Annotated in this window: 16 protein-coding genes and 1 pseudogene; 7 read left to right on the forward strand and 10 right to left on the reverse strand. The window is 70.6% G+C overall.

What is annotated here, in order from left to right:
* The first annotated feature begins 21 nt into the window (after positions 1-21).
* A complete protein-coding gene (locus HVO_RS13995) occupies positions 22-249 on the forward strand; it encodes a DUF7573 domain-containing protein (protein WP_004041818.1) in 228 nt (75 codons plus the stop codon).
* A 122-nt stretch (positions 250-371) separates the two neighbouring features.
* Here HVO_RS13995 and mutL read toward each other — a convergent pair whose 3' ends face one another.
* On the reverse strand, positions 372-2,063 hold the full coding sequence (mutL, locus tag HVO_RS14000; protein ID WP_004041819.1) for a DNA mismatch repair endonuclease MutL: 1,692 nt from the start codon (positions 2,061-2,063) through the stop codon (positions 372-374).
* The gene (gene mutS / locus HVO_RS14005) at positions 2,060-4,825 is read right to left on the reverse strand and encodes a DNA mismatch repair protein MutS (RefSeq protein ID WP_004041820.1); all 2,766 of its coding nucleotides are present in this window, start codon (positions 4,823-4,825) and stop codon (positions 2,060-2,062) included. The genes mutL and mutS overlap by 4 nt, the downstream gene beginning before the upstream one ends.
* 206 nt (positions 4,826-5,031) lie before the next feature.
* Here mutS and HVO_RS14010 point away from each other — a divergent pair, with 206 nt between their 5' ends.
* From HVO_RS14010 to yciH, 6 genes are all read left to right on the forward strand, one after another.
* Positions 5,032-5,988 (forward strand): AAA family ATPase, encoded by a 957-nt coding sequence (locus HVO_RS14010; RefSeq protein WP_004041821.1) that lies wholly within the window; start codon positions 5,032-5,034, stop codon positions 5,986-5,988.
* 5 nt (positions 5,989-5,993) lie between these two features.
* A complete protein-coding gene (locus HVO_RS14015) occupies positions 5,994-7,022 on the forward strand; it encodes a DUF58 domain-containing protein (RefSeq protein ID WP_004041822.1) in 1,029 nt (342 codons plus the stop codon).
* Entirely contained in the window at positions 7,019-9,259 is a 2,241-nt protein-coding gene (locus HVO_RS14020; protein ID WP_004041823.1) for a transglutaminase domain-containing protein, read from the forward strand. Before HVO_RS14015 ends, HVO_RS14020 begins: the two co-directional genes overlap by 4 nt.
* Before the next feature lie 61 nt (positions 9,260-9,320).
* A complete protein-coding gene (locus HVO_RS14025; protein ID WP_004041824.1) occupies positions 9,321-10,571 on the forward strand; it encodes a DUF7345 domain-containing protein in 1,251 nt (416 codons plus the stop codon).
* Between the two features lie 147 nt (positions 10,572-10,718).
* Complete coding sequence (locus HVO_RS14030) at positions 10,719-11,816, forward strand: DUF7096 domain-containing protein (protein WP_218623719.1); 1,098 nt, start codon at positions 10,719-10,721, stop codon at positions 11,814-11,816.
* 66 nt (positions 11,817-11,882) lie between these two features.
* Positions 11,883-12,176 carry a stress response translation initiation inhibitor YciH gene (gene yciH, locus HVO_RS14035; protein ID WP_004041826.1) on the forward strand — a complete coding sequence of 98 codons (294 nt, stop codon included), beginning with the start codon at positions 11,883-11,885 and terminating at the stop codon, positions 12,174-12,176.
* Positions 12,177-12,298: 122 nt separating this feature from the next.
* Here yciH and HVO_RS14040 read toward each other — a convergent pair whose 3' ends face one another.
* From HVO_RS14040 to HVO_RS14080, 8 genes and pseudogenes are all read right to left on the reverse strand, one after another.
* The gene (locus tag HVO_RS14040) at positions 12,299-12,664 is read right to left on the reverse strand and encodes a rhodanese-like domain-containing protein (protein ID WP_004041827.1); all 366 of its coding nucleotides are present in this window, start codon (positions 12,662-12,664) and stop codon (positions 12,299-12,301) included.
* Positions 12,665-13,228: an NUDIX hydrolase gene (locus HVO_RS14045; RefSeq protein ID WP_004041828.1), complete on the reverse strand. Its 564-nt coding sequence runs from the start codon at positions 13,226-13,228 to the stop codon at positions 12,665-12,667.
* Positions 13,225-13,746 carry a DUF5809 family protein gene (locus tag HVO_RS14050; RefSeq protein ID WP_004041829.1) on the reverse strand — a complete coding sequence of 174 codons (522 nt, stop codon included), beginning with the start codon at positions 13,744-13,746 and terminating at the stop codon, positions 13,225-13,227. The genes HVO_RS14045 and HVO_RS14050 overlap by 4 nt, the downstream gene beginning before the upstream one ends.
* Before the next feature lie 24 nt (positions 13,747-13,770).
* Positions 13,771-14,289: a DUF5810 domain-containing protein gene (locus tag HVO_RS14055; RefSeq protein ID WP_004041830.1), complete on the reverse strand. Its 519-nt coding sequence runs from the start codon at positions 14,287-14,289 to the stop codon at positions 13,771-13,773.
* 266 nt (positions 14,290-14,555) lie between these two features.
* Entirely contained in the window at positions 14,556-14,903 is a 348-nt protein-coding gene (locus tag HVO_RS14060) for a HalOD1 output domain-containing protein (RefSeq protein ID WP_004041831.1), read from the reverse strand.
* Positions 14,904-15,062: 159 nt separating this feature from the next.
* Positions 15,063-18,272: pseudogene (locus HVO_RS14070) on the reverse strand (bacterio-opsin activator domain-containing protein).
* 82 nt (positions 18,273-18,354) lie between these two features.
* Entirely contained in the window at positions 18,355-18,843 is a 489-nt protein-coding gene (gene rimI / locus HVO_RS14075) for a ribosomal protein S18-alanine N-acetyltransferase (protein ID WP_004041834.1), read from the reverse strand.
* A 153-nt stretch (positions 18,844-18,996) separates the two neighbouring features.
* On the reverse strand, positions 18,997-20,961 hold the full coding sequence (locus tag HVO_RS14080) for an aconitate hydratase (RefSeq protein WP_004041835.1): 1,965 nt from the start codon (positions 20,959-20,961) through the stop codon (positions 18,997-18,999).
* Positions 20,962-20,972: the final 11 nt, after the last annotated feature.

Consider the following 20,972-nt stretch of genomic DNA (forward strand, 5'->3'; position numbering starts at 1 on the left):
CGCGCCCACGGACGCTGAGTCATGCCGAACCGCTCGCTCGACGACTTCGCCGGCGGCGACGACGGCGCTGCCGACTCACCCGATGCCGGCGACACCAATGCCAGCGACGCCGACGACCGCGACGTGAGCACGCTCGCCACCTATCGGTGGACACCCGAGGCCGCGGCGTGCCCGCAGTGCGGAGAGTCGGTCCAAAAGCGGTGGCTCGACGGCGACGAGTACGTCTGTCTGGACTGCAAGGACTGGTAGCGGCCGGCCGCGCAACCCTCGTCACTATCTGGTAACCACTCCTGTCTGAGCCACCGCGCCACTTCGTACGACTCAGTCGGGGTGGCTCGGCAACGTTGCTCTCGCTGAGGCCTCCCCGAGACCTACCCGAGCCGACCGCTCCGCCGGCCGAATCCGCGGACGAACGTCTCCTCGTCAATAGAGAGGACTGTCGGCCGGCCGTGCGGACAGGTGTAGGGCGTCTCGCACGAGCCGAGTCGCTCGACTAACCGCGTGGCCTCGTCGTCGGTGAGGTCGTCGCCGGCTTTGATGGACGGGTGGCACGCGAGGTCTTTCAGCAGTTCGTCCCGCGGGTCGGCGTGGTCGCCCGACGCGACGTCGGCCACCACGTCCGCGAGCGCGTCCGGGGCGAACGGGCGACCGAGCGGTGCCGGGACCGCTTCGACGCGGTACGTTCCGGTTCCGCCCCCCTCGCCGAACTCGACGACGCGGAACCCCAGTTTTTCGACGGGGTCGCGGTTCGCGTCGAGGAGCGCCGCGTCGGCCGGCGACAGCGAGACGGTCGCCGGCGGGTCGACGGCGGCCGAGTCGATGCCCGCCGATTCGACCGCCTCGCGGAGTCGCTCGTAGTTGATGCGCTCGTGGGCCGCGTGCTGGTCGACGACGAGGAGTTCGTCGTCGGCCTCACAGAGCAGGTACAGGCCGCGGAAGCGCCCGATGACGCGGAGGTCGTCGAACACCGAGGCGGCCTCGACGGGCGCGAGCGAGCTATCGAGGTCCATCGCCACCTCGCCGCTCCGCCGGAGGTCGGCGGTCGACAGCGCGTCGCGGACGCTCGCCTCGACCGCCTCGGCGACCGCGTCGGCGTCTCTGAAGCCCACCTCGTCCTTCGCCGGATGGACGTTGTGGTCGACCCACGCGGGCGGCAGGCGGAGTCGGACGACACCGACCGGTTCGCGCCCGTCGGGAAGCAGCGTCCCGTAGCCGTCCGCGACCGCCCGGCGGAGTCGCGGTTCGGCGAGGGCGCGGCCGTTGACCGAGACGTGGACGTGGTCGCGTCGGGACCGCGTCACCTCGGGATGACAGAGCGCGCCGTCGACTTCGACCGTGGCCGTCTCGCCCGCGGCCTCGACCTCCCGCGCCGCGTCGAACGTCGAGGCGTGGCTCGCGGCGTCGCGGCCGTACACCGCCAAGAGCGCGTCGGCGAAGCGGTCGGTGCCGGGCGTCGTGAGCGTCTCGCGGCCGTCGTGTCGCAGGACGAACCGCACGTCCGGCCGCGTGAGCGCGTAGCGCGTGACGACCGCCGAGACGCGGGCGAACTCGGCTTTCGACGACGCGAGCGACTTCCTCCGCGCCGGGCGGTCGGCAAACAGGCCGGTCACGTCGACGGTCGTCCCGCGCGCCCGACCCGCGGGCGAGACGGTCTTGTCGCGCTCGCCACCGGGCGCGTTCTCGCCGCCGTCGACGACGACTCGCGTTCCCCGCGGGCTGCCGTCGTTCGTCGTCAGTTCGAGGCGGGCGGCGGCCGCGGCGATACTCGGGAGTGCCTCGCCCCGGAAGCCGAGCGTCTCGACGGTTTCGAGGTCGTCGGCCGCCGCAAGCTTGCTCGTCGTGTGTCGCTCGACCGCGAGCGCGGCGTCGGCCTCGGCCATCCCACGACCGTCGTCTGCGACGCGGATTCGGTCGGTGCCGTCGCCGTCGACGTCGATTTCGACGGTCTCCGCGCCGGCGTCGAGCGCGTTTTCAATCAGTTCGACCACGACGCTCGCGGGCCGGGCGACGACCTCGCCGGCGGCGATTTTCGACCGCGTCTCCGGGTCGAGTCGGTGAATCATTCGAGTCTTCCTTTGAGGTCCGACAGGAGGTTCAGCGCCTCCAGCGGCGTGGTGTCCACGAGGTCGGCCTCGCGGAGCGCCTCGGCGACGGCTTCGAGTTCGGGGTTCGGTTCGGTCGTTTCGGCCGTCGCGGTCGCTCGGCTCGGATTCTCGCTCTCTCGGTGGCCGTTCTCCAGCCCATCGACGTAGGCCGCGAGCGTGCCGTCTTCGGCGGTCTCGTCGGGTTCGCCGTTCGCGGCGGCGGCGACGCCGTCCCTTCCTGTGTCGGTCGCGCGCTCGGCGTCGGCGTCGGTCTCGGGTTCGTCCACGAGGGTTCGCGCCCGCTCGACCACGCTCGCGGGCACGCCGGCCAACTGCGCCACTTCGACCCCGTAGGACGACGACGAGGGGCCGTCGGCGACGCTGTGGAGGAACGTGACCTCGCCGTCGCGCCGCGCGGCGGTGAAGTGGAGGTTGAACACGCCCGCGCGGTCGTCGGCCGCGTCGGTCAGGTCGTGGTAGTGGGTCGCAAACAGCGTCGTCGCGCCGACCTCGTCGTGGAGGAACTCGGTGGCGGCGCGGGCGATGGCGAGGCCGTCGGCGGTGGAGGTGCCGCGGCCGACCTCGTCGAGGAGGACGAGCGAGTCGCCGGTGGCGTTGTGGAGGATTTCGGTCAGCTCGCTCATCTCGCGCATGAACGTGGACTGGCCGCCCGCGATGTCGTCGGACGCGCCGATGCGGGTGAACACGCGGTCGAGGACCGGTAGTCGGGCCGATTTCGCCGGGACGAAGCTCCCGACCTGCGCGAGGAGTGTGACGAGCGCCACCTGCCGCATGTACGTCGACTTCCCGGACATGTTGGGGCCGGTGACGAGCGCGACGCTCCCCCGCGGGAGGTCCGCGGGGTTCGGCACGAACTCGTCCTGCGCGCGTTCGACGACGGGGTGTCTGCCGGCGTCGATGCGGATGCCGGCGCTCTCGTCCGTGTCGCCCGCATGGAACTCGGGTCGGGCGTAGTCGTTCGTCACCGCCACGTCCGCGAGGGTTCGGAGCACGTCGAGGTCCGCGAGGGCGTCCGCGACGGCCTGAACCCGAGCCGATTCGGTCGCCACGTCGGCGCGCACCTCGCAGAACAGGTCGTATTCGAGGGCGTCGGCGCGGTCCGAGGCGCGGAGAATCTCGTCCTCGCGCTCCTTCAGTTCGGGCGTGTAGAACCGCTCCGAGTTCTTCAGCGTCTGTCGGCGCTGGTAGTCGTCGGGGACGCGGTCGAGGTTCGGGTTCGTCACCTCGATGTAGTAGCCGTGGACCTGATTGTAACCGACCTCCAGCGAGTCGATGCCGGTGCGCTCCTGTTCGCGGGCTTCGAGGTTCGACACCCACTCGCGGCCCGCCTCGGCGGTCCCGCGGACGTCGTCCAGTTCGGCGTCGAAGCCGTCGGCGATGACGCCGCCCTCGGTAATCTCCTGCGGCGGGTCGGAGACGACCGCGTCGCCGACGAGGTCGCGCACGTCTTCGAGCTCGTCCAGCGAGTCGCGCAGGTCCGAAAGCAGGTCGGAATCGGTTCCGACGAGCGCATCGCGGATTTCCGGCACTCGGTCGAGCGTCGTCTTCAGCGAGCGCAGGTCGCGGGCGTCGGCGCGCTCGCGGGAGACGCGGGCGACGAGCCGTTCGAGGTCGTACACCGACGAGAGGTGGTCTCGGAGGTCGGCGCGGGCGAGCGCGTCGTCGAAGAGGGCCTCGACGGCGTCCAGTCGGGCCTCGATTCGGTCGCGGTCGACGAGCGGGCGGCGGAGCCACGCCTCCAGTCGGCGGCGGCCGAGCGCGCAGGCCGTCTCGTCGAGGACCGAAAACAGCGTGCTTCCCGCGCGGGCGCTCCGCGACTCGAACAGTTCGAGGCTCCGGATGGCTGTCGCGTCGAGTTGGAGGAACTCGCGGGGGTCGAACCGCGTGACGCGGGTGACGTACGCCAGTTGCGAGTCGCCCTGGGCGTACTCGGCGTAGGCGAGCGCCGCGCCGACCGCCCGGAGTTCGGCGGCCGACTCGACCACGGCGTCCGGCCGGGGCGCGTAGGCCGACAGCGTCTCGCGGGCGGCGTCGGCGTCGAACGCCTCCGGTTCGAACGGCGTCTCCATCGGGTCGAACGGGAGGTCCGGGAGGTCGCAGTCGGGACCGACGACGAGTTCGGCGGGCGCGAGGCGTTCCAGCTCTTCGAGCGCCAGCGCGCGGTCCGCCCCGGTGACGAGGCATTCGCCGGTCGACACGTCCACGACGGCGAGACCGTAGGTGTCGGCGTCGCCGTCGCCGTCGCGGGTCTCGGCGTTGCCGCCGCCCCGAGCGACCGCCCCGAGGTAGGTCGCCCGCCCGGCGTCGAGCAGTTCCTCGTCGACGACGGTGCCGGGCGTGATGAGTTGGGTGACCGCGCGGTCGACGAGGCCGGACGCCTCCTCGGCGTCTTCGACCTGTTCCGCGAGCGCGACCCGGTAGCCGGCGTCGAGCAGGCGTTCGAGGTAGCCCGCGGCGTTGTCGATGGGGATGCCCGCCATCGGCCACGTCCCGGTGGAGTCCTCGCGCTGGGTCAGCGTCACCTCGCAGGTGCGGGCGACGGCCTCCGCCGCGCCGCAGAACGCCTCGTAGAAGTCGCCGACCTGAAACAGCACGACGGCGTCGTCGTGGTCCTCGCAGAGGTCGGCGTACTGCGAGAGCATCGGCGTCAGGTCGTCTCGCACTGCCAGCATCTCCGGCGGCGCGCCGTACACCGCCTCCCGCTGGGCGTCCGCGTTCATACCCTCAAGCGGGTCGCCGAGCAATAAAAACGGCCGGGAACGACGCGGTGGGCGGTCGCCCGTCCGCGCCGCCGCCCGCGACTGCGGCGTGTGGGCGACCAGCAAGGCCAATGTACACGCCCAGCAAGGTTAGGTAGGCTGAGGCAATACTAACACGCAGAGGCCCGTCGGCGGTGCGGACAGTCGGCGGGGCATCCGGAATATCAATGACTGATGCACATGCAGACGCCGACTTCGACCCCGCGCCCTCGGTCGAGGCGGTGTCGGACCTCGCGACACGAATCTCCGAGAACGTCGAACGGGTCATCGTCGGCCACCACGACGCCATCGAAGACATCATCGTGGCCCTGTTCGCCCGCGGCCACCTCCTGTTGGAGGACGTGCCGGGCGTCGGCAAGACGATGCTCGCCCGCGCTATCGCCACCTCGATAGAGGGGGAGTTCGAGCGCATTCAGTTCACGCCCGACCTCCTCCCGTCCGACGTGACGGGCGTGAACGTGTTCAACCAACAGACCAGCGAGTTCGAGTTCCGCGAGGGACCGGTCTTCGGGAACGTCGTCCTCGGCGACGAGATAAACCGCGCGCCACCGAAGACGCAGGCCGCGCTCCTCGAAGTCATGGAGGAGCTACAGGTCACGGTCGACGGCGTCACCCGCCGCGTCCCCGACCCCTTCACCGTCATCGCCACCCAGAACGACGTGGAACCCGACCGGACGTACGACCTCCCGCTGGCCGAACTCGACCGGTTCATGAAGAAGATTCACCTCGGCTACCCGACCGAGGCCGAGGAGACGGAACTGCTCGGCCGCGTCTCCGGCCACCACCCCATCGAGTCGCTCGAACCCGTCGCATCGGCGGGCGACGTGCGCGACGCCCGCGAGCGCATCCTCGACGTGACGGTGAGCGAGCCGGTCCGCAGCTACGTCTCTCGGCTCGCCGCCGACACCAGAGCGGGCGCCGACCTCGGCGTGAGCCCCCGCGGCTCCATCGCCCTCGTCCGCGCCGCGCAGGCCCGCGCCGCACTCGACGCCCGCAACTACGTCGTCCCCGACGACGTGCAACGCGAGGTGCGGAGCGTCTGGGCCCACCGCATTCGGACGACCGACGAGCGCGCCGGCCGCGACGTGGTCCAGCGGGCGCTCGACACCGTCCCGGTCGAGTGAGACCGATGCGGCTCACCCTCCGCGGCTGGGTCGCCGTCGCGGTCGTGGTCGTCGGCGTCGCCAACGCCGTCGCCTACGGCCCGCGAGCACTCAACGCCGTCGTCGTCCCGGTCGCCGTCGGCCTCGTCGTCGGCGCGGTGCAGGTCTGGCGCGTCTCGCCGCCCCGCACCGAGCGCGTCGCGCCCGACGACGGCTTCCCCGGCGAGACCCACACCGTCTCGCTCGATATCGACGTCGACCGGCCGTTTCCGGCCACCGTCTCCGACGCCCTCTCGCCCGGTCTCGACGGCGACACCGCGGTCGATTCGGTCGTCGGTGACGGCCGCATCGACTACGAAGTGACCTACCGCGGTCGCGGCCCGGCGACGCTCGGCCCGGCGACCGTCGTCGCCCGCGACATCCTCGGCCTGCTCTCGAAGTCGTTCACCGTCGGCGGGACAACCGAGGTGCTCGTCTTCCCGCGGGTCCGGTCGCTCGGAGCGGCGGCCCGACGAGACCTTTCGGCGCTCGCGGACGCGGGTCGCACCAACGAGCGCGCCGAGTTCGACCGCCTTCGCGAGTACGTCCCCGGCGACCCGCTCCGCGACATCCACTGGAAGTCGAGCGCCAAGTCCGGCGACCTCGTGGTGAAAGCCTACGACGACCGAGTCACGGCCGACGCGGTACGCGTCTCGGCCGGCGCGACGGACGGCCACGAGGACGCCGCGGCGGAGGCAGCCGCGACGCTCTGCTGTGCGCTTCTCGACGCCGGCGTTCCGGTCCACCTCACCTCGCCCGCGGGGGTCGTGGAAGCGACGCCCGGCGACCGCCGGCGCGTCCTCGTCTACCTCTCGCGGCTCCGCTCGGGGTCGGTCCCCGACGAGACCGCCGAGGTCGTCGTCAGCGGCGACGCCGGAAAGACCCGCGTCGCGCTCGGCGGGCGCGAGACGACGTTCGACCGCCTGCACGCCGAGCGTGACGCAGTAGGTGGGTCGAACCGGAATCCGGCGAGTCGCGTCGGAACCCGCCGACCCGACTCGGGGGTGTCGGCGTGACGGTCGCCGGCGAGTCGTCGTCCGGTTCAGCCGGCTCGACGAACACCGTCTTCGGCGTCCCTGCGGGCCTCCTCGCCACGGCGGCGTCGTTGGTCCTCATCGGCGCGTTCCTCGCGGTCGTCTACGACATCACGGACGTGGTGGGCCGCCGCGACCAGTTCGTCCTCCTCGCCGCGGGGACGCTCGGTCTCGCCACCGTGGTGGGGTGGACGCTCCGCCCCCGCTACGCGCTCGGCCTCGCGGTTCTCATCGCCGGCGGCGGCTTCGCGGCGTACTTCCTCGCGCTCCCCGAGAGCCAGGTCGCGCTGCTCTCGCCGGAGCGCCTCCTGGCCGACACGTTCGCGCTCCTCAGCGGCCTCTCGGCGCTCCGGCTCCTGTCGGCCGACGTGTGGGCGCTCGCGGTGACCCCCGGTCCGGTGTTCCTCGCGTGGTATCTCGCGGTCCGCGGGCGAATCGCGCCGGCCGTCGCGGTCGCCGGGAGCGGCCTCGGCCTGTTCGTCCTCACCACCGACGCGACGGGGACGCTCACGCTCCTCGGCGTCGGCGCGGGCATGGCCGCGGTCGGCTTCGACGGCATCGACCGCTTCGGGAGCGCCGGCGGCCAACTCGACGTGCTGACAATCGTCCTCGCCGCGATGGTCGTGCTCTCTGCTACCGTCACGGTCCTCCCCGGCGCGGGCAGGTCGCCGGTCATCCCCGACGGGGGCGTGGCCGAGGAGCCGACCGTCGAAGCCAGCCTCGTGAGCGCGGACGACCGCATCTCAATCGTCGGGAGCATCAGTCTCTCGCCGCAGGTCCGCTTCGAGGTCCAGAGCACCTCGCCGGACTACTGGCAGACGGCGACGTTCGACCGGTACACCGGCGACGGTTGGGTCAGAACGGGCGACACCCGCGACTACGAGGGCGGCCGATTGGCCGGCCCCGAGGGGCCGTCGCGCTTGGTCCGCCAGACCGTCACGCCGGCGACGCCGCTCGACTCCATGCCCGCGGCGTGGCGGCCCGTCGCCGTCTCCGGCGACATCGAAAACGAGACGCTCGTCACCCAGCAGGGGAACCTCCGACCCGACCGAGCCGTCGAAATCGGCGAGACCTACAACGTCACGAGCGCCGTCCCGCAGTACACCGCGGCGTCGCTCCGGCGGACGGGCACCGACTACCCCGACGAGATTCGCGAGCGGTATCTCGCACTCCCCGACAGCACGTCCGACCGCGTTCGCGACCGCGCCGCCGAAATCGCGGGCGGCGCGGAGACGCCCTACGACAAGGCCGTCGCGGTCGAGGAGTGGCTCGAAGCCAACAAGGAGTACTCGCTTCGGGTGTCTCGACCCGACGGCGACATCGCCGAATCGTTCCTCTTCGAGATGGACGCCGGCTACTGCACCTACTACGCCTCGACGATGGTCGTGCTCCTCCGCTCTGAGGGCGTCCCCGCGCGGTTCGTCACCGGCTACACGCCCGGCGAGCAGGTCGGTGACGACCGCTACGTCGTCCGCGGCCTCGACTCCCACGCGTGGGTCGAAGTCTACTTCGAGGACACCGGCTGGGTGCGCTTCGACCCGACGCCCGCCGGCCCCCGAGAGGACGCGGAATCGACGACGCTCAGCGACGCCCGCGACGAGGGCCAGACGGGCATCGACACCGACGAGACGGACGCCGAGTCCAACGAGACCGACGAGCCCACGCCGACCGCGACCGACACCGAGACGCCGACCGAAAACGGGACCGAGACGAACGCGACGCCCGCCGGCGGCAGCCCGCCGGGCCCCGATATCGACGAGCGCCTCGGCGTCACCCCCGCGGGCGACGGCGCGGCCGAAGACGACGAGGGCGGCAGCCTCCTCCCCGAACTGCCGTCTCGGGAGACGCTGTTCGTCGGTCTCGTCGGCCTCCTCGGCGTCGCCGCCGGCGTCAGGCGAACGCGGCTCCCGGCACATCTCCGGTTTGCGACCGCGGCGTACCAGCGGCGCACCGACTCGCCGGCCGCCGACGTGTTCCGGGCGTACGACCGCCTCGAACTCGCCCTCGAACGCGAGTACCGGCCGCGTCGCCCCGGCGAGACGGTCAGGGCGTATCTCGACTCGCTGTCCCGCGTCGGCGTCGACGAGCGGACCCGACAGGTCGGCCGCCTCTACGAGCGCGCGAAGTACGGCGACGGCGTCACCCGCGCCGACGCCGACGAGGCCGTGGCCGCGGCGAACGCCGTCGTCCGCGGTCGTCTGCCGCTCGTCAGACGCTAGACGGACTGAGCGGCACGAAGAACCGCGTCACTTTTTCTGCGTGCGCTCGCACGAACGCCCAATGGCGATACGAGACGCTGTCTTCGCACTCCTGTGTGCCGCCCTCTGCGTGCTCGCCGTGGTCGCGCCGACCGCGGCCGCACAGGAGAGCACCGCGAGCGGTCCGGGCGTCGAACCGCTCGTCCAGCAGGGCGTCGAACCCGACAGCACGCGAATCGTCGTCGAGGTCTCCGAGCGCGGCGACGCCCGCTGGGAGATTCAGTACTGGACCTGGCTCGACGACGAGAACACGACCGAGGCCTTCCGGTCGCTCCAAGACGACGTGCGGGCCAATCCCGACGACTACACCGCGGCGTTCGCGGAGCGCATCGCCTCGACCGTCGGGGCCGCCGAGAACGCCACCGGCCGGGAGATGGCCGCGACGAACGTCTCGGTCGCCGCCGAGACGCGGTCGCTCCCCGATAGCTTCGGCGTCGTCAGCTACTCCTTCGAGTGGTCCAACTTCGCGGCGGTCGACGGCGACCGACTCGTCGTCGGCGACGCCATCGAGGGCTTCTTCCTCGACAGTAGCTCCCGGCTCATCCTCTCGTGGCCCGACGACTACGGCGTGACGACCGTCGAGCCCGCGGGCGACGAGACCCGCGAGAACGCGGTCATCTGGCGCGGCACCCAGACCGAGTTCGTCTCGGGCGAGCCGAACGTCGTCCTCGAACGCGGCGCTGGCGGCTCGGAACCCTCGGCGACGCCCACGCCCACACCGACGCCGGGCGACTCCGAGACGCCCGCCGCGAGCGACGACTCGTTCCCGACGACGACCGCGGTCATCGCGCTCGCGCTCGTCGTTCTCGTCGGTGCCGGCGCGGTCTATCTCCGCTCGCGGGGCGCGCTCGGCGGCGGCGACGGCGGTGCAGGTGCAGTCGACGCGACCGGCGGGACGGACGCCGACGCACCCGCCGACTCGACCGCCGCGACCTCGCGGGCGACCGCCGATGCCGGTGCAGATACCGCCGCCGCCGACGATACCGACCAGTCCGACGCGAGCGACGACGGCGAGCCGAGTCCGCCGCCGGAACTCCTCAGCAACGAAGAGCGCGTCCTCCGGCTCATCGAGTCCCGCGGAGGGCGCATCAAGCAACAGGAGGTCGCCGGCGCGCTCGACTGGACCGACGCGAAGACGAGCAAGGTCGTCCGCGGGATGCGCGACGAGGGGACCATCGAGGGCTTCCGCCTCGGCCGCGAGAACGTCCTGCGACTGCCCGAAGACGACGACGGAGGCGCGGACGCCCCCGACGGGGGCTCGAACGGGGTATAAATTTCTTACGACCGTTTCGGTCGGTGGTCGGTGTCTAATCGAGGGACGGCGGCGATCCACGGGTGGATCGCAAACTGCCGTTGACTGGGGTTGATTCGGGGGCACGACCGCACGCTTATATCGGAACGGAGTTCCAAAACGAGGGTGATGAGTCGACGAACCGCTGTGCTCGCCGTCGCTGCCGCCGTGTTGCTGGCGACGGTGGGCGCACCGCTCGCTCTCGCCGCCTCGGCCGGACCGACGGGAACGGCGGCCGCGGCCACCGATGGTTCGGTCGCCGCGCCCGTCGCACAGACGACCGCGAACGACAGCGCGACCACCGACACGGCGGGCAACGACAGCGCCGCGTCGTCGGAGACGCTTCCCGGGCAGCGCCTGTCCGCCGTCATCGGCGTACAGGGCTCGGAGACCAACGGCGAACTCGAACGCCGCAGCTTCGACGCGCGCTTCGCGAACGCGAACTCGAACGCCTCGAAGGCCGCGGTCGTGGCCACGCAGGTCGAGACGGTCCGCGAGCGCCTCACCGAACTCGAACAGCGCAGGGACCGCCTCGAAGCCCAGCGCGAAAACGGGACGCTCTCCGAGGGCCAGTACCGCGCGCGGCTGACCCGGACGGTCGCCGACATCGAGCGCACTCGGAGCATGCTGAACCAGACGACTGACGCCGCCTCGACGGTCCCCGCCCAAGAGCTCTCGGCCCGCGGCGTCGAGACGGCCGAACTCGACCGACTCCGCACGAACGCGAGCGAACTCACCGGCCCCGAAGTGGCCGAAATCGCCCGCGGAATCGCGGGGAACCCCGGCAAGGGCATCGGCCGCGAGCGCGCCGCAAACGAGACGGAAACCGACGCCGGCGGACGACCCGACGACCCGGGGCGGAGTGACGCCCCGGGAAACTCGCATTCTGAGGCGAGCGACCGCGCCGCGGACGCCCGCGCCGACACCGGGAACGCGACCAACGGAACCGAGACCGATGGACACGCAACTAACGGAACCGTGACCGATGTGGCCGGCGGCGAATCCGACGGGGCCGCCGACGGCGCGGACCGCGGCAACGCCCCGGAGACGCCGCCCGGGAACGACAAGCGGGCGAAGGACGCCGACGGGAGCGATGTCGCGGTACCCCCCGCCGACGAGCGGTCCGACGACGATACGACCGCGACCGACGACGATACGACCGCGACCGACGACGATACGACGGACGACGAATCGGAAACGTCGTCCACGGACGACTCGGGCGCTTGAGGGCGCGGACGGCGACCCCGCCTCCCGATACTGTTTAATATCCCCATCTTGTAGGTCCACACTGTAATGTCGGAAGTCTGCTCGACGTGCGGGCTCCCTGAAGAGCTCTGCGTCTGCGAGGACGTGGCGAAAGAGTCTCAGGAGATAGTCATCCGCATCGACGAGCGCCGCTACGGAAAAGAGGTTACAGTCATCGAGGGATTCGACCCGAGGGACGTCGACATGGACAGCCTGTCGTCGGACCTCAAGTCGAAGTTCGCTTGCGGTGGAACCGTCGAAGACGATTCCATCGAACTCCAAGGCAACCACCGCGGCCGCGTGGAGGACTTCCTCCGCGAAAAGGGGTTCAACGTCGCGTGACCGACCTCTGAGTTAGCCCGCCGTCGAGATTTTTTCGAAGTAAGTCAGCGCGCGCGAGCCGTTAGTCCGCCAATTCCCCGACCGTTCGCGTCTCCAGTCGCGTCACCGCCCAGCGACGCCGTTCAGTTCTTCTCGTCGCCGTCTTCTTCGTCGCCCTCCGCACCCTCGTCGAGGCCCTCTTCGAGCGGGCCGTCCCACGCCGCGAGCCCGCCGGCCATGCTCTGGATGCGGGCGTCTTCGGTCCCCTCGTAGGCCGACAGCAGGCGGACGGCCTGCACGCTCGCCTCGCCCCGCGGACAGACGGTGACGATGCGTTCTGCGCCCGCGACGCGGTCGAGATGCGAAACGAGGTTCGAAAGCGGGACGTTGATGCTCCCCGGCACGTGCCCGAGCGCGAACTCCGCCTCCGTGCTCACGTCCACGACGAGCGGCGGGTCCTCGCCGTCGAGGAGTTCTTCGACTGCTGCGGGGGAGACCTCGTCGACCATTTACAGCAGGCCCTCGTCGCGGGCGAAGAGCACGCCCTCGACGGTCGCGTCGTTCGTCGGCGGTTCGGTCGCCCACTCGATGGCTTCCTCGACCGGCACGGCGCGGACCGAGAGGAACTCGTTGTCGTCGAGGTCGCGCTCGACCGGCGTGAGGCCCTCGGCGAAGACGAAGCCGCGGCGGTGTCGGAGGACGCCCGTCGAACACCACACGTCGCCGATGACCGACGCCGAGTCGGCGGCGAAGCCCGCCTCCTCGCGGAGTTCGCGCACCCCGGCGTCGGTGAACGACTCGCCCTTCTCGACGACGCCCGCGGGCAGTTCGAGCTGCGTCTGGCGGATGTTCGGCCGGTACTGCTCGACGAAGACGACGTGGTCGTCCGCGACCGCGACGACGACGACCGCGGTCGCCAGTTCGGCCCAGAAGTAGCGCTTCGTGGTTCCGTTGGGCTGTTCGACGAGGTCGTAACCGCCGGTGAACCAGCCGGTGTCGTACTCGGTTTCGGACTCCAGTACGCGCCACTCCGGGTCGGGCAGGCGCTCGTGTCGGCGGCCGTCGTCGGTCATCGGTCCGCTCCGGTCGCGTCGCCGTCGGTCCCTGCGGCGTCGGTCGCGGTGTCGTCGTCGGCTCCGGCCGACGCGTCGTCGTCGCCCTCGGCTTCCTCTCCGAGCAGCGCGTCGCGGTAGACGCGGCCGAAGGCGTTGCGCCGGAGGGTGCTGACGGCGGCGTCCTCCTCGTTTTGGAACGTCGTCGCCAGCACCGTCTCCGCGAAGGGGACCGCGTGCCACGCGACGCGCTCTACGTCGGGGTTGCCGAGTTCGACCACCACGTACTCCTCGTGGGTCGAACGCCAGTCGTCGAACTCGGCGCGTGTGCCGACCGTGACCGAAAGCGACTCCGCGAACAGCGCGTTCCGGACGGTCTCGATTACGTCGCCGGTGACGCGTTCGCTGTACTCCTCGCGGTCGAACTCCATCGCCTTGGCCGTCTCGCGGACGACCACCTGTGCGGTCGGTCCGACGCGGTCGAAGGCGGCCTCGGCCTCGTCGAGCGACGCCGGTGCAATCGTCCCGTGGGTTTCCATCGCCAGTCGGTTCGGGGTCCGGACTTACGACTCTTTCCTGTCCGCGCCGTCGGTCTCCTCGCCGCGGTCATCGGCATCGGTGGCGTCGCGGGCGTCGTCGCCGTCCCGCGGCGCGTCCTCACGCTCGCCGTTCTCGCCGTCCTCGCCGTCGTCCGCGACCATCTCGCGAGTGAGCGACTGCGCCTCCTCGAAGATGCGCGCGGCGTCACCCGACAGCGACTCCGACCCGCCGGCCCCGCCGAACGGTTGCGGCTGTCGGTCGGGGATGTCGTGGTCGTGTTCCTGTCCGTGCGGGTGAGCATGGCCGGGGCCGCCCGTGCGGTCGACCGTGTCTTCGAACACCTCGTCGAACTCGCGTTCCTCCGCGAGGTCGGCCACGAGCGGGCCGAGCGAGTCGGCGTTCAGGTCGGCCCACTCGGGGGCGTGTTCGTCCAGCCACGTCTCGTGGTCGTCGCCGTGGACGATGGCCTGTAACGCGAGGTGGTTCGCGAGGTGCGTCTCGTCGCGTTGCGGCGCGTCGCAGACCGGACAGGCGTATCCCATGCCCGCCGGTAGCGGCTCTGTGTACCAAAACCCGTCGCACTCTCGCGTCGTTCCGTGCCGCGTCGCGTTGCGGCGCACCGTGTCGCGGCGCGTCGCAGCGCGTCAGCGTCGTGCGTCGGTCTCGAAAGAAATGGAGCCGCCTCGGCCGCGTGGTGATGGTGGTGGTGGGTGCGGGCGGCGGTCGGCAGTCGCGGCACCCCCGTGGAGTGCCGCGTCGTGTGGTGGTTGTGGTGGTGGGATTACCGATTCGTTCGTGTGTCGATGCGTCAGGCGGGCGTGACGATGACCGTGCCGTCGGCCCAGACGGTCACGTCGCAGGCAGCGTACCGGAACCCGATTCGACCGCGAGCGGGCGCTATCGACCCGCGAGTGCCGCCGTCGGTCGCCGCCACCCGCGCCAGCGGGGCGAACAGTTGACAGAGCGCGTCGGGGTCGATAGCCTCGGACAGCGGTGGGAGGTCGATGGCGTCCACGCCGTGCAGTTGAGCGGTCGCGGTGACGACCGTCACCGCCAGAGTGTCTCGTCCGCTCCAGTCGTGTCGGGCGATGACCTCGTCGGTCGACCCCGTATTCCATCCCACATCGTTGCCCGGTAACACGCGAGTTTCGTCCATGGTTCGGTTCGCGCCGGCGCCTCGCCGACATCCGCACCGATGACGCTCGTGGGTATATCGGTCGCTGCTATCCAACTAGTGGTCGCGCGCGCCACCTCTAGGTACCTAGAACCGTAACTGAAAATCAGTTGGTATCGCTGGTCTACACGTGGTACGTCGTCACTCGAAGACGCGTTCGACCAGTTTTCGCTCGGCCGCGCGCAGGTGGTACTGGTAGGTCGGCGCGCTGATGTCGAACGTCTCGGCGAGCGTCTCGGCGGTGCTGCGGCGCGGCCACTCGTAGAACCCGGCGAGGTGGGCCGCCCGAATCGACTCGTGCTGGCGGCTCGTCCACGCCGCGCGCATCTCGGCGGCGAACGTCTGCGGCGACTCGGCCCCGTCGGCGGCGGTCCGCCGCGACAGCAGACTCGTCCCGGGGTAGTTCGAGTCGAGCGCGTTGACGAACGACCGGACTCGGACGCGCGTCGGAACCTCGGCGGTGAGCGTGGTCTGCGTCGGCGTCGCGTCGAGCGCGCGGAGCGTCGCCTCCGAGGCGTACAGCGTCTCGAACAGCGATTCGCGCGGGAGTCGGAGTTCGAACAGCGACCCCGAGTCGTCGGTCGAGACGTGGCGCACGCGCGTTGCGATATCTCCCCCGGCGGCGACGACGTCCTCGGGCTCCGCGTCGCTGGCGACGAACGCGATGACCGAGCCGTCGGACTGCGGGATGACGCCGCTGAGACTCACCGCGCGGCCGACCCGCCGGGCGAGCCGCGATATCGACAGCCGGTCGCCGCCGAGCCGTACCTGTACGCTCGTCCGGCGCTCGGTCAACATGGCGTCGGCGCGCCCCGTGGCCGCGAGCGCGTAGCCGACCGCCTCCCCCAGTTCGGTGAGCAGGCCGTCGTCGTCGAAGGCGCTCGCCCCGGTCGCGTGGACGACGAACAGCGCCTCCACTTGGCCGTCAGCGACCGCGGGGATGACCGCGATGGCTCGGAACCCGTAGCTGAGGGCGTCGCCGCGGTGGTCGGCCCACGCGGGGTCGTCGAGCACGTCCGAGACCACCTGCTACTCTCGGCTCTCCACGGCGGCTTCGAGCAGCGAACACAGCGGGTCCGCGGTCGCCACCTCACCGAGCCGGTCGGCGTAGGCGGTGTCCGCGCCGTGGACCGCGTCGCTCGGCGGGCGGTACGCCTCGTCGATGTCGCTGACCTCGGCGTGCCAGACGACCGTGATACCGTCGGTGTCGACGAGGTGTTCGGCAACTTCCGACAGCGCCGCGCCCCGGGTCGGCGCGCGGATGAGCGACTGGTTGATGTTCCGGATGGTCTCGTTGATTTGGTCGAGCCGGGTGAGCGCCTCGTTTTGGGCTTCGAGCCGGCGGTCGCGCTCGCGGAGCTCCGCCTCGGCGTCGATGCGTTCGAGCAGCTCCTCGACGGTCGCGGAAAGCAGGTTCACGAACTCCACGTCGACCTCGTTCGGCGCGACGGTGCCGGGATGGCCGGTGACGAGCACGCCGTGGCGACCGAGCGGCGCGGCGATGACGCGCTCGACGCCGTCGACGACGCCCCCGTCGGGCGCGAGTTCGACCACGCGGACCTCGCCGGAGACGAACGCGTCCCAGATGCCGCCGCGGTCGAGGCCGCCGTCGAGCGGTTTGTCGCCGAGGCCGGTCCCCGCCGCGCCGACGCGGACGAGGCTCGTGTCCGCCTCGTCGAAGACGAACAGCTCCGTCCGGGCGTCGCCGAGCACCTCGTCGCAGGCGTCGACGGCGGCCCGGAGGACCGCCTGTCTGTCGGTCGCGCCCATCATCTCGCGGGTCCGGTCGTGGAGCGTCGCCAGCAGGCGCTCGTAGCGGTGTCGCTTCGTCACGTCGCGGAGGATGCCGACCGAGCCGACCTCCTCGCCACCGACGACGAGCGGCGTTCGGTGGTCTTCGACTCTGACGACCCCCTCGTCGGGCGTCCACAGGTCCAACTCCACGATTCCCTGCGAGGTCGACGCGAACGCCTCGTCGCTCCCGTCGGTCGCGGTGGCGTGCTGGGCGAGCAGGGCCGTCGACGAGCCGATGACGCGGTCGCGCTCGAGTCCGGTGAGGCGCTCGAACGCGGGGTTGACCGCCGCGAACCGCCCCTCGTCGTCCAGCGCGTACACCGCGTCGGCGACGGCCGCCAGCATCCGCCCGTACTGCTCGGCTTCGACCTCGTGTTCCAACCGCTCCGTGATGTCTGTGAAGTAGACGGATAGCCCCGTCTCTGAGGGGTACGCCCGAACCGCGTACCACGTTTCGAGGCGGTCGTAGTACTGCTCGAAGGTCGCCGGCTCCTGTCGCTCCATCGCTCGCTCGAACTCCTCGCGGAAGACGGCCGACTCGGGCACCGAGTCCCAGATGCGTGTCCCCAACACCGCCGCGGCCGACATCCCGAGGCCGTGTTCGGCCGTCGAGTTGACGTAGGTGACGCGCCAGTCCGCGTCGAACCCCATCACCGCCTCGTCCATCCGCTCTAAGACCTCCGAGAGGGCGCTTTTCAGCTCGTTCCGTTCGGTCGCCGCGCCGACGACGGCGGCGATGTTCTCCAAGAAGAGCACGTCGTCGTCGGAGAACTGCCCGCGGGCGACGCCGTGGACGGCGATGACTCCCCACCGGGTGTCGTCGCCGCCGATAGCCGCGCCCATTCCGCTTTTCGGTCCCGACGGGCCCGCGCCGGTCGCGTGCTCGAAGCGCTCGTCGTCGTCGAAGTCGTCGACGAGCGTCGAACGCCCGGACCGGTATGTCTCGACCGCCTGCGTCCCCCCGGCCGCGGCGAGTCCGTGGCCCCGATTCGCCGACCAGCCCGCGGCGGCGGCGACGCGGAACGCGCCGTCGTCGAGGCCCTCGAAAATCGTGACCGAACTGGCGTCGAGCACGTCGCGGACGCGACTCGCGGCGTGGTCGAGCGTCGAGTCGAGGTCGACGGCGGTCAGCGCCCGCGTTCCGATTTCGGAGACGACGCGCTGCTGTTCGATTCGGTCCCGGTGGCTCCGCGCGAGGGTGCACTCGCCGAGCGCCCGCTCGACGCGGAAGGCGAGCCACGACATCGTCTCGGGGTCGTCGTCGCGGACGACGTAGTCCGTCGCGCCGGCTTCGACCGCGCGGGTCGCGGTCTCCTGGTCGGCGGCCGCGACGACGACCGGAACGTCGATGCCCTGGGTGTAGATGTCGCGGACGAACGCCCCCTCGTCGCCGGCCGCCGTGGGGGCGGCCAGGACGATACAGGAGATGGCCGCCGCGGCGGCGACGAACTCCGCGCGCGCCGCGGCGGGGGTGCGAACGTGGCGGACGACCGTCGTCTCGTCGAGCGACGACAGCGACGAGTCGAGCGACGCCGCGAACGCGTCGTCGTCACTCACACAGAGGACGGTGGGGGACGGTAACACAACCCGTGTACGCGGCTCGTCGTGATAAGCGCTCCTTCGGCCGCGAGCGGTCCTGTCAGGCGCGCTGCCACTCCGCCACGTCGAGGACCATGACGTACGCGTCCTCGCCGTCGCCGTAGTAGCTCGGCACCCGGCGGGCGGGCTCGAAGCCGAGGCTCCGGTAGAGGCCGATAGCCGGGTCGTTCGAGACGCGGACTTCGAGCTTCACGACCGTCGCGCCAGCGATGGCCATCGCCGTCAGCGACTGAACGAGCAGCTGCCGGCCGAGGCCGTTCCCGCGGGCCTCCGGGCGGACCGCGAGGTCCTTCACGTGGCCGATGTCGTTGCCGTGGTTCGGCATCACGTCGGCGACGACGTAGCCGAGCACCTCGTCCCCGCGGGCGGCGACGAGGAACGCCGGCTCGTCGACGAACATCTCGAACGCGGAGTACGGCCACGGCTCGGAGAAACAGGTCCGCTCGATGCGGAGTACGTCGAGGAGGTCGACCCGGTCGACTCGCCTGACGACCAAGTCGCCGGCGAGCGCGTCGTCGAACGCCGTCACGCCCGGCGCTACGTGGTTGGCACGCAAAAGCCCGACGGCACGGGCCTGCGGGAATCCGGAGGAACGCTCACGGTCGCGGGCGGGTCCCCCCGCCGGCCGCGCGGTGGCCGCCGCTCGCCGCGCGAAAAAGTGAGAAGGTGGTGTCGGTCGCGTTCAGTCGTCCGCGGGGGCAGCGCCGCCCTCGGCCTGCTGCTTCGTGAGGGGGAGCTTGCCGCCGGCGGTGAGGATACGACGCTCGCGCTCGGAGGCGTGCAGGTTCGCCGTCGCTTCCCAGTCGTCGTTCACGCGGATGGTGAACTCTTCCTGGCCGGATTCGACGGCTTCGGCAACGTCGTCGACGATTTCGACGTCGTCGCCCTGTTCGATCTTTGCGTAGGTCTCCTCGTCGATGGCGAGGGGGACGATACCGAAGTTGAACAGGTTCGCCTTGTGGATGCGAGCGAACGACTGCGCGAGGACGGCCTCGATGCCGAGGTACATCGGACACATCGCGGCGTGTTCGCGCGAGGAGCCCTGACCGTAGTTCTCGCCCGCGACGAGGACGCCGGAGCCGGCTTCCTTGGCGCGCTGGGCGAACGTCTCGTCGACGCGCGAGAGCGTGAAGTCCGAGAGGCGCTCGATGTTCGAGCGGAACTTGAGGATGTCGGACGTCGCCGGGATGATGTGGTCGGTCGTGATGTTGTCCTCCATCTTCAGGAGGGTCTCACCCGAGATGTCGGAGCCGAGGGGGTCCTGCAGGGGGACTTCGCCGATGTTCGGGCCCTTGATGAGCTCGTCGTCGATGGCGTCCTCGGCGTAGATGAGGTCCGTCTTCGAGCCGTCGTACTTGTCGGGGAGCTCGACGCCGGGGGCGTCGAGACCGAGTTCGTCGGCGAGGTCGCGCGGGTCGACGATTTCGCCCTTGAGCGCCGCGGCGGCGGCGACCTGCGGCGAGCAGAGGTAGACGTTGTCGTCTTCGATGCCCGAGCGGCCCTCGAAGTTGCGGTTGAAGGTGCGCAGCGAGACGGAGTCGGAGGCGGGGACGTGGCCGATACCGATACACGGACCACAGGTCGCCTCGGAGACGTTGACGCCGGCCGCCATCATCTCTGCCGTCCAGCCCTCGCGGGCGAGCATCTCGCCGGCCTGCTTCGAACCGGGCGCGACGATCATCTCGAGGTGCTTTGCGACTTCCTGGTCCTTGACCATCTTCGCGGCCGGGAGGACGTCCTCGTAGCCGCCGTTGGTACAGGAACCGACGAGGACCTGCTCGACCTTCTCGCCGGCGACTTCGCGGACCGGAACCACGTTGTCGGGCATCGACGGGCAGGCGATGAGCGGTTCGAGCTCGCTGAGGTCGATGACGATTTCGTCGGCGTATTCGGCGTCGTCGTCGGCCGTCAGCTCGACGTACTCGTCGCCGCGGCCCTGACGTTCGAGGTAGTCTTTGGTCTTCTCGTCGGTCTCGAACAGCGACGAGGTGGCACCGAGTTCGGTCCCCATGTTGGTGATGGTGGTTCGCTCGGGCACGGTGAGCGATTCAGCACCGGGGCCGGTGTACTCGAAGACCTTGCCGACGCCGCCCTTGACGGTCTCGCGGCGGAGCATCTCGAGGATGACGTCCTTCGCGGAGGACCACTCGGGGAGCTCGCCTTCGAGGCGGACGTTCACGACTTCCGGCATCTCGACGTAGTACGCGCCGCCGCCCATGGCGACGGCGATGTCGAGGCCGCCGGCACCGATGGCGAGCTGGCCGAGGCCGCCGGGGGTCGGCGTGTGGGAGTCCGAGCCCAGGAGCGTCTTGCCGGGCGCGGCGAAGTTCTCCTTGTGGACGTTGTGGCAGATACCGTTACCGGGGCGGGAGAAGTGGGCACCATATGTCCCGGCCGCGGAACGGAGGAAGCGGTGGTCGTCCGTGTTCTTGAAGTCGAACTGGTAGGTCTGGTGGTCGCAGTACTGGGCCGCGAGTTCGGTCTGGGCCTCGTCGAGGTCGAGCGCCTCGAACTGGAGCCAGACCATCGTCCCGGTCGTGTCCTGCATCAGGACTTGGTCGATTTCGATTCCGATCTCCTCTCCGGGGGTGAGGTCACCCTCGACGAGGTGGTCCGAGAGAATCTTTTCCGTGAGCGTCTGTCCCATAACACCCGAAC

This window comes from Haloferax volcanii DS2 (assembly GCF_000025685.1).
Classification (GTDB): Archaea; Halobacteriota; Halobacteria; order Halobacteriales; family Haloferacaceae; genus Haloferax; species Haloferax volcanii.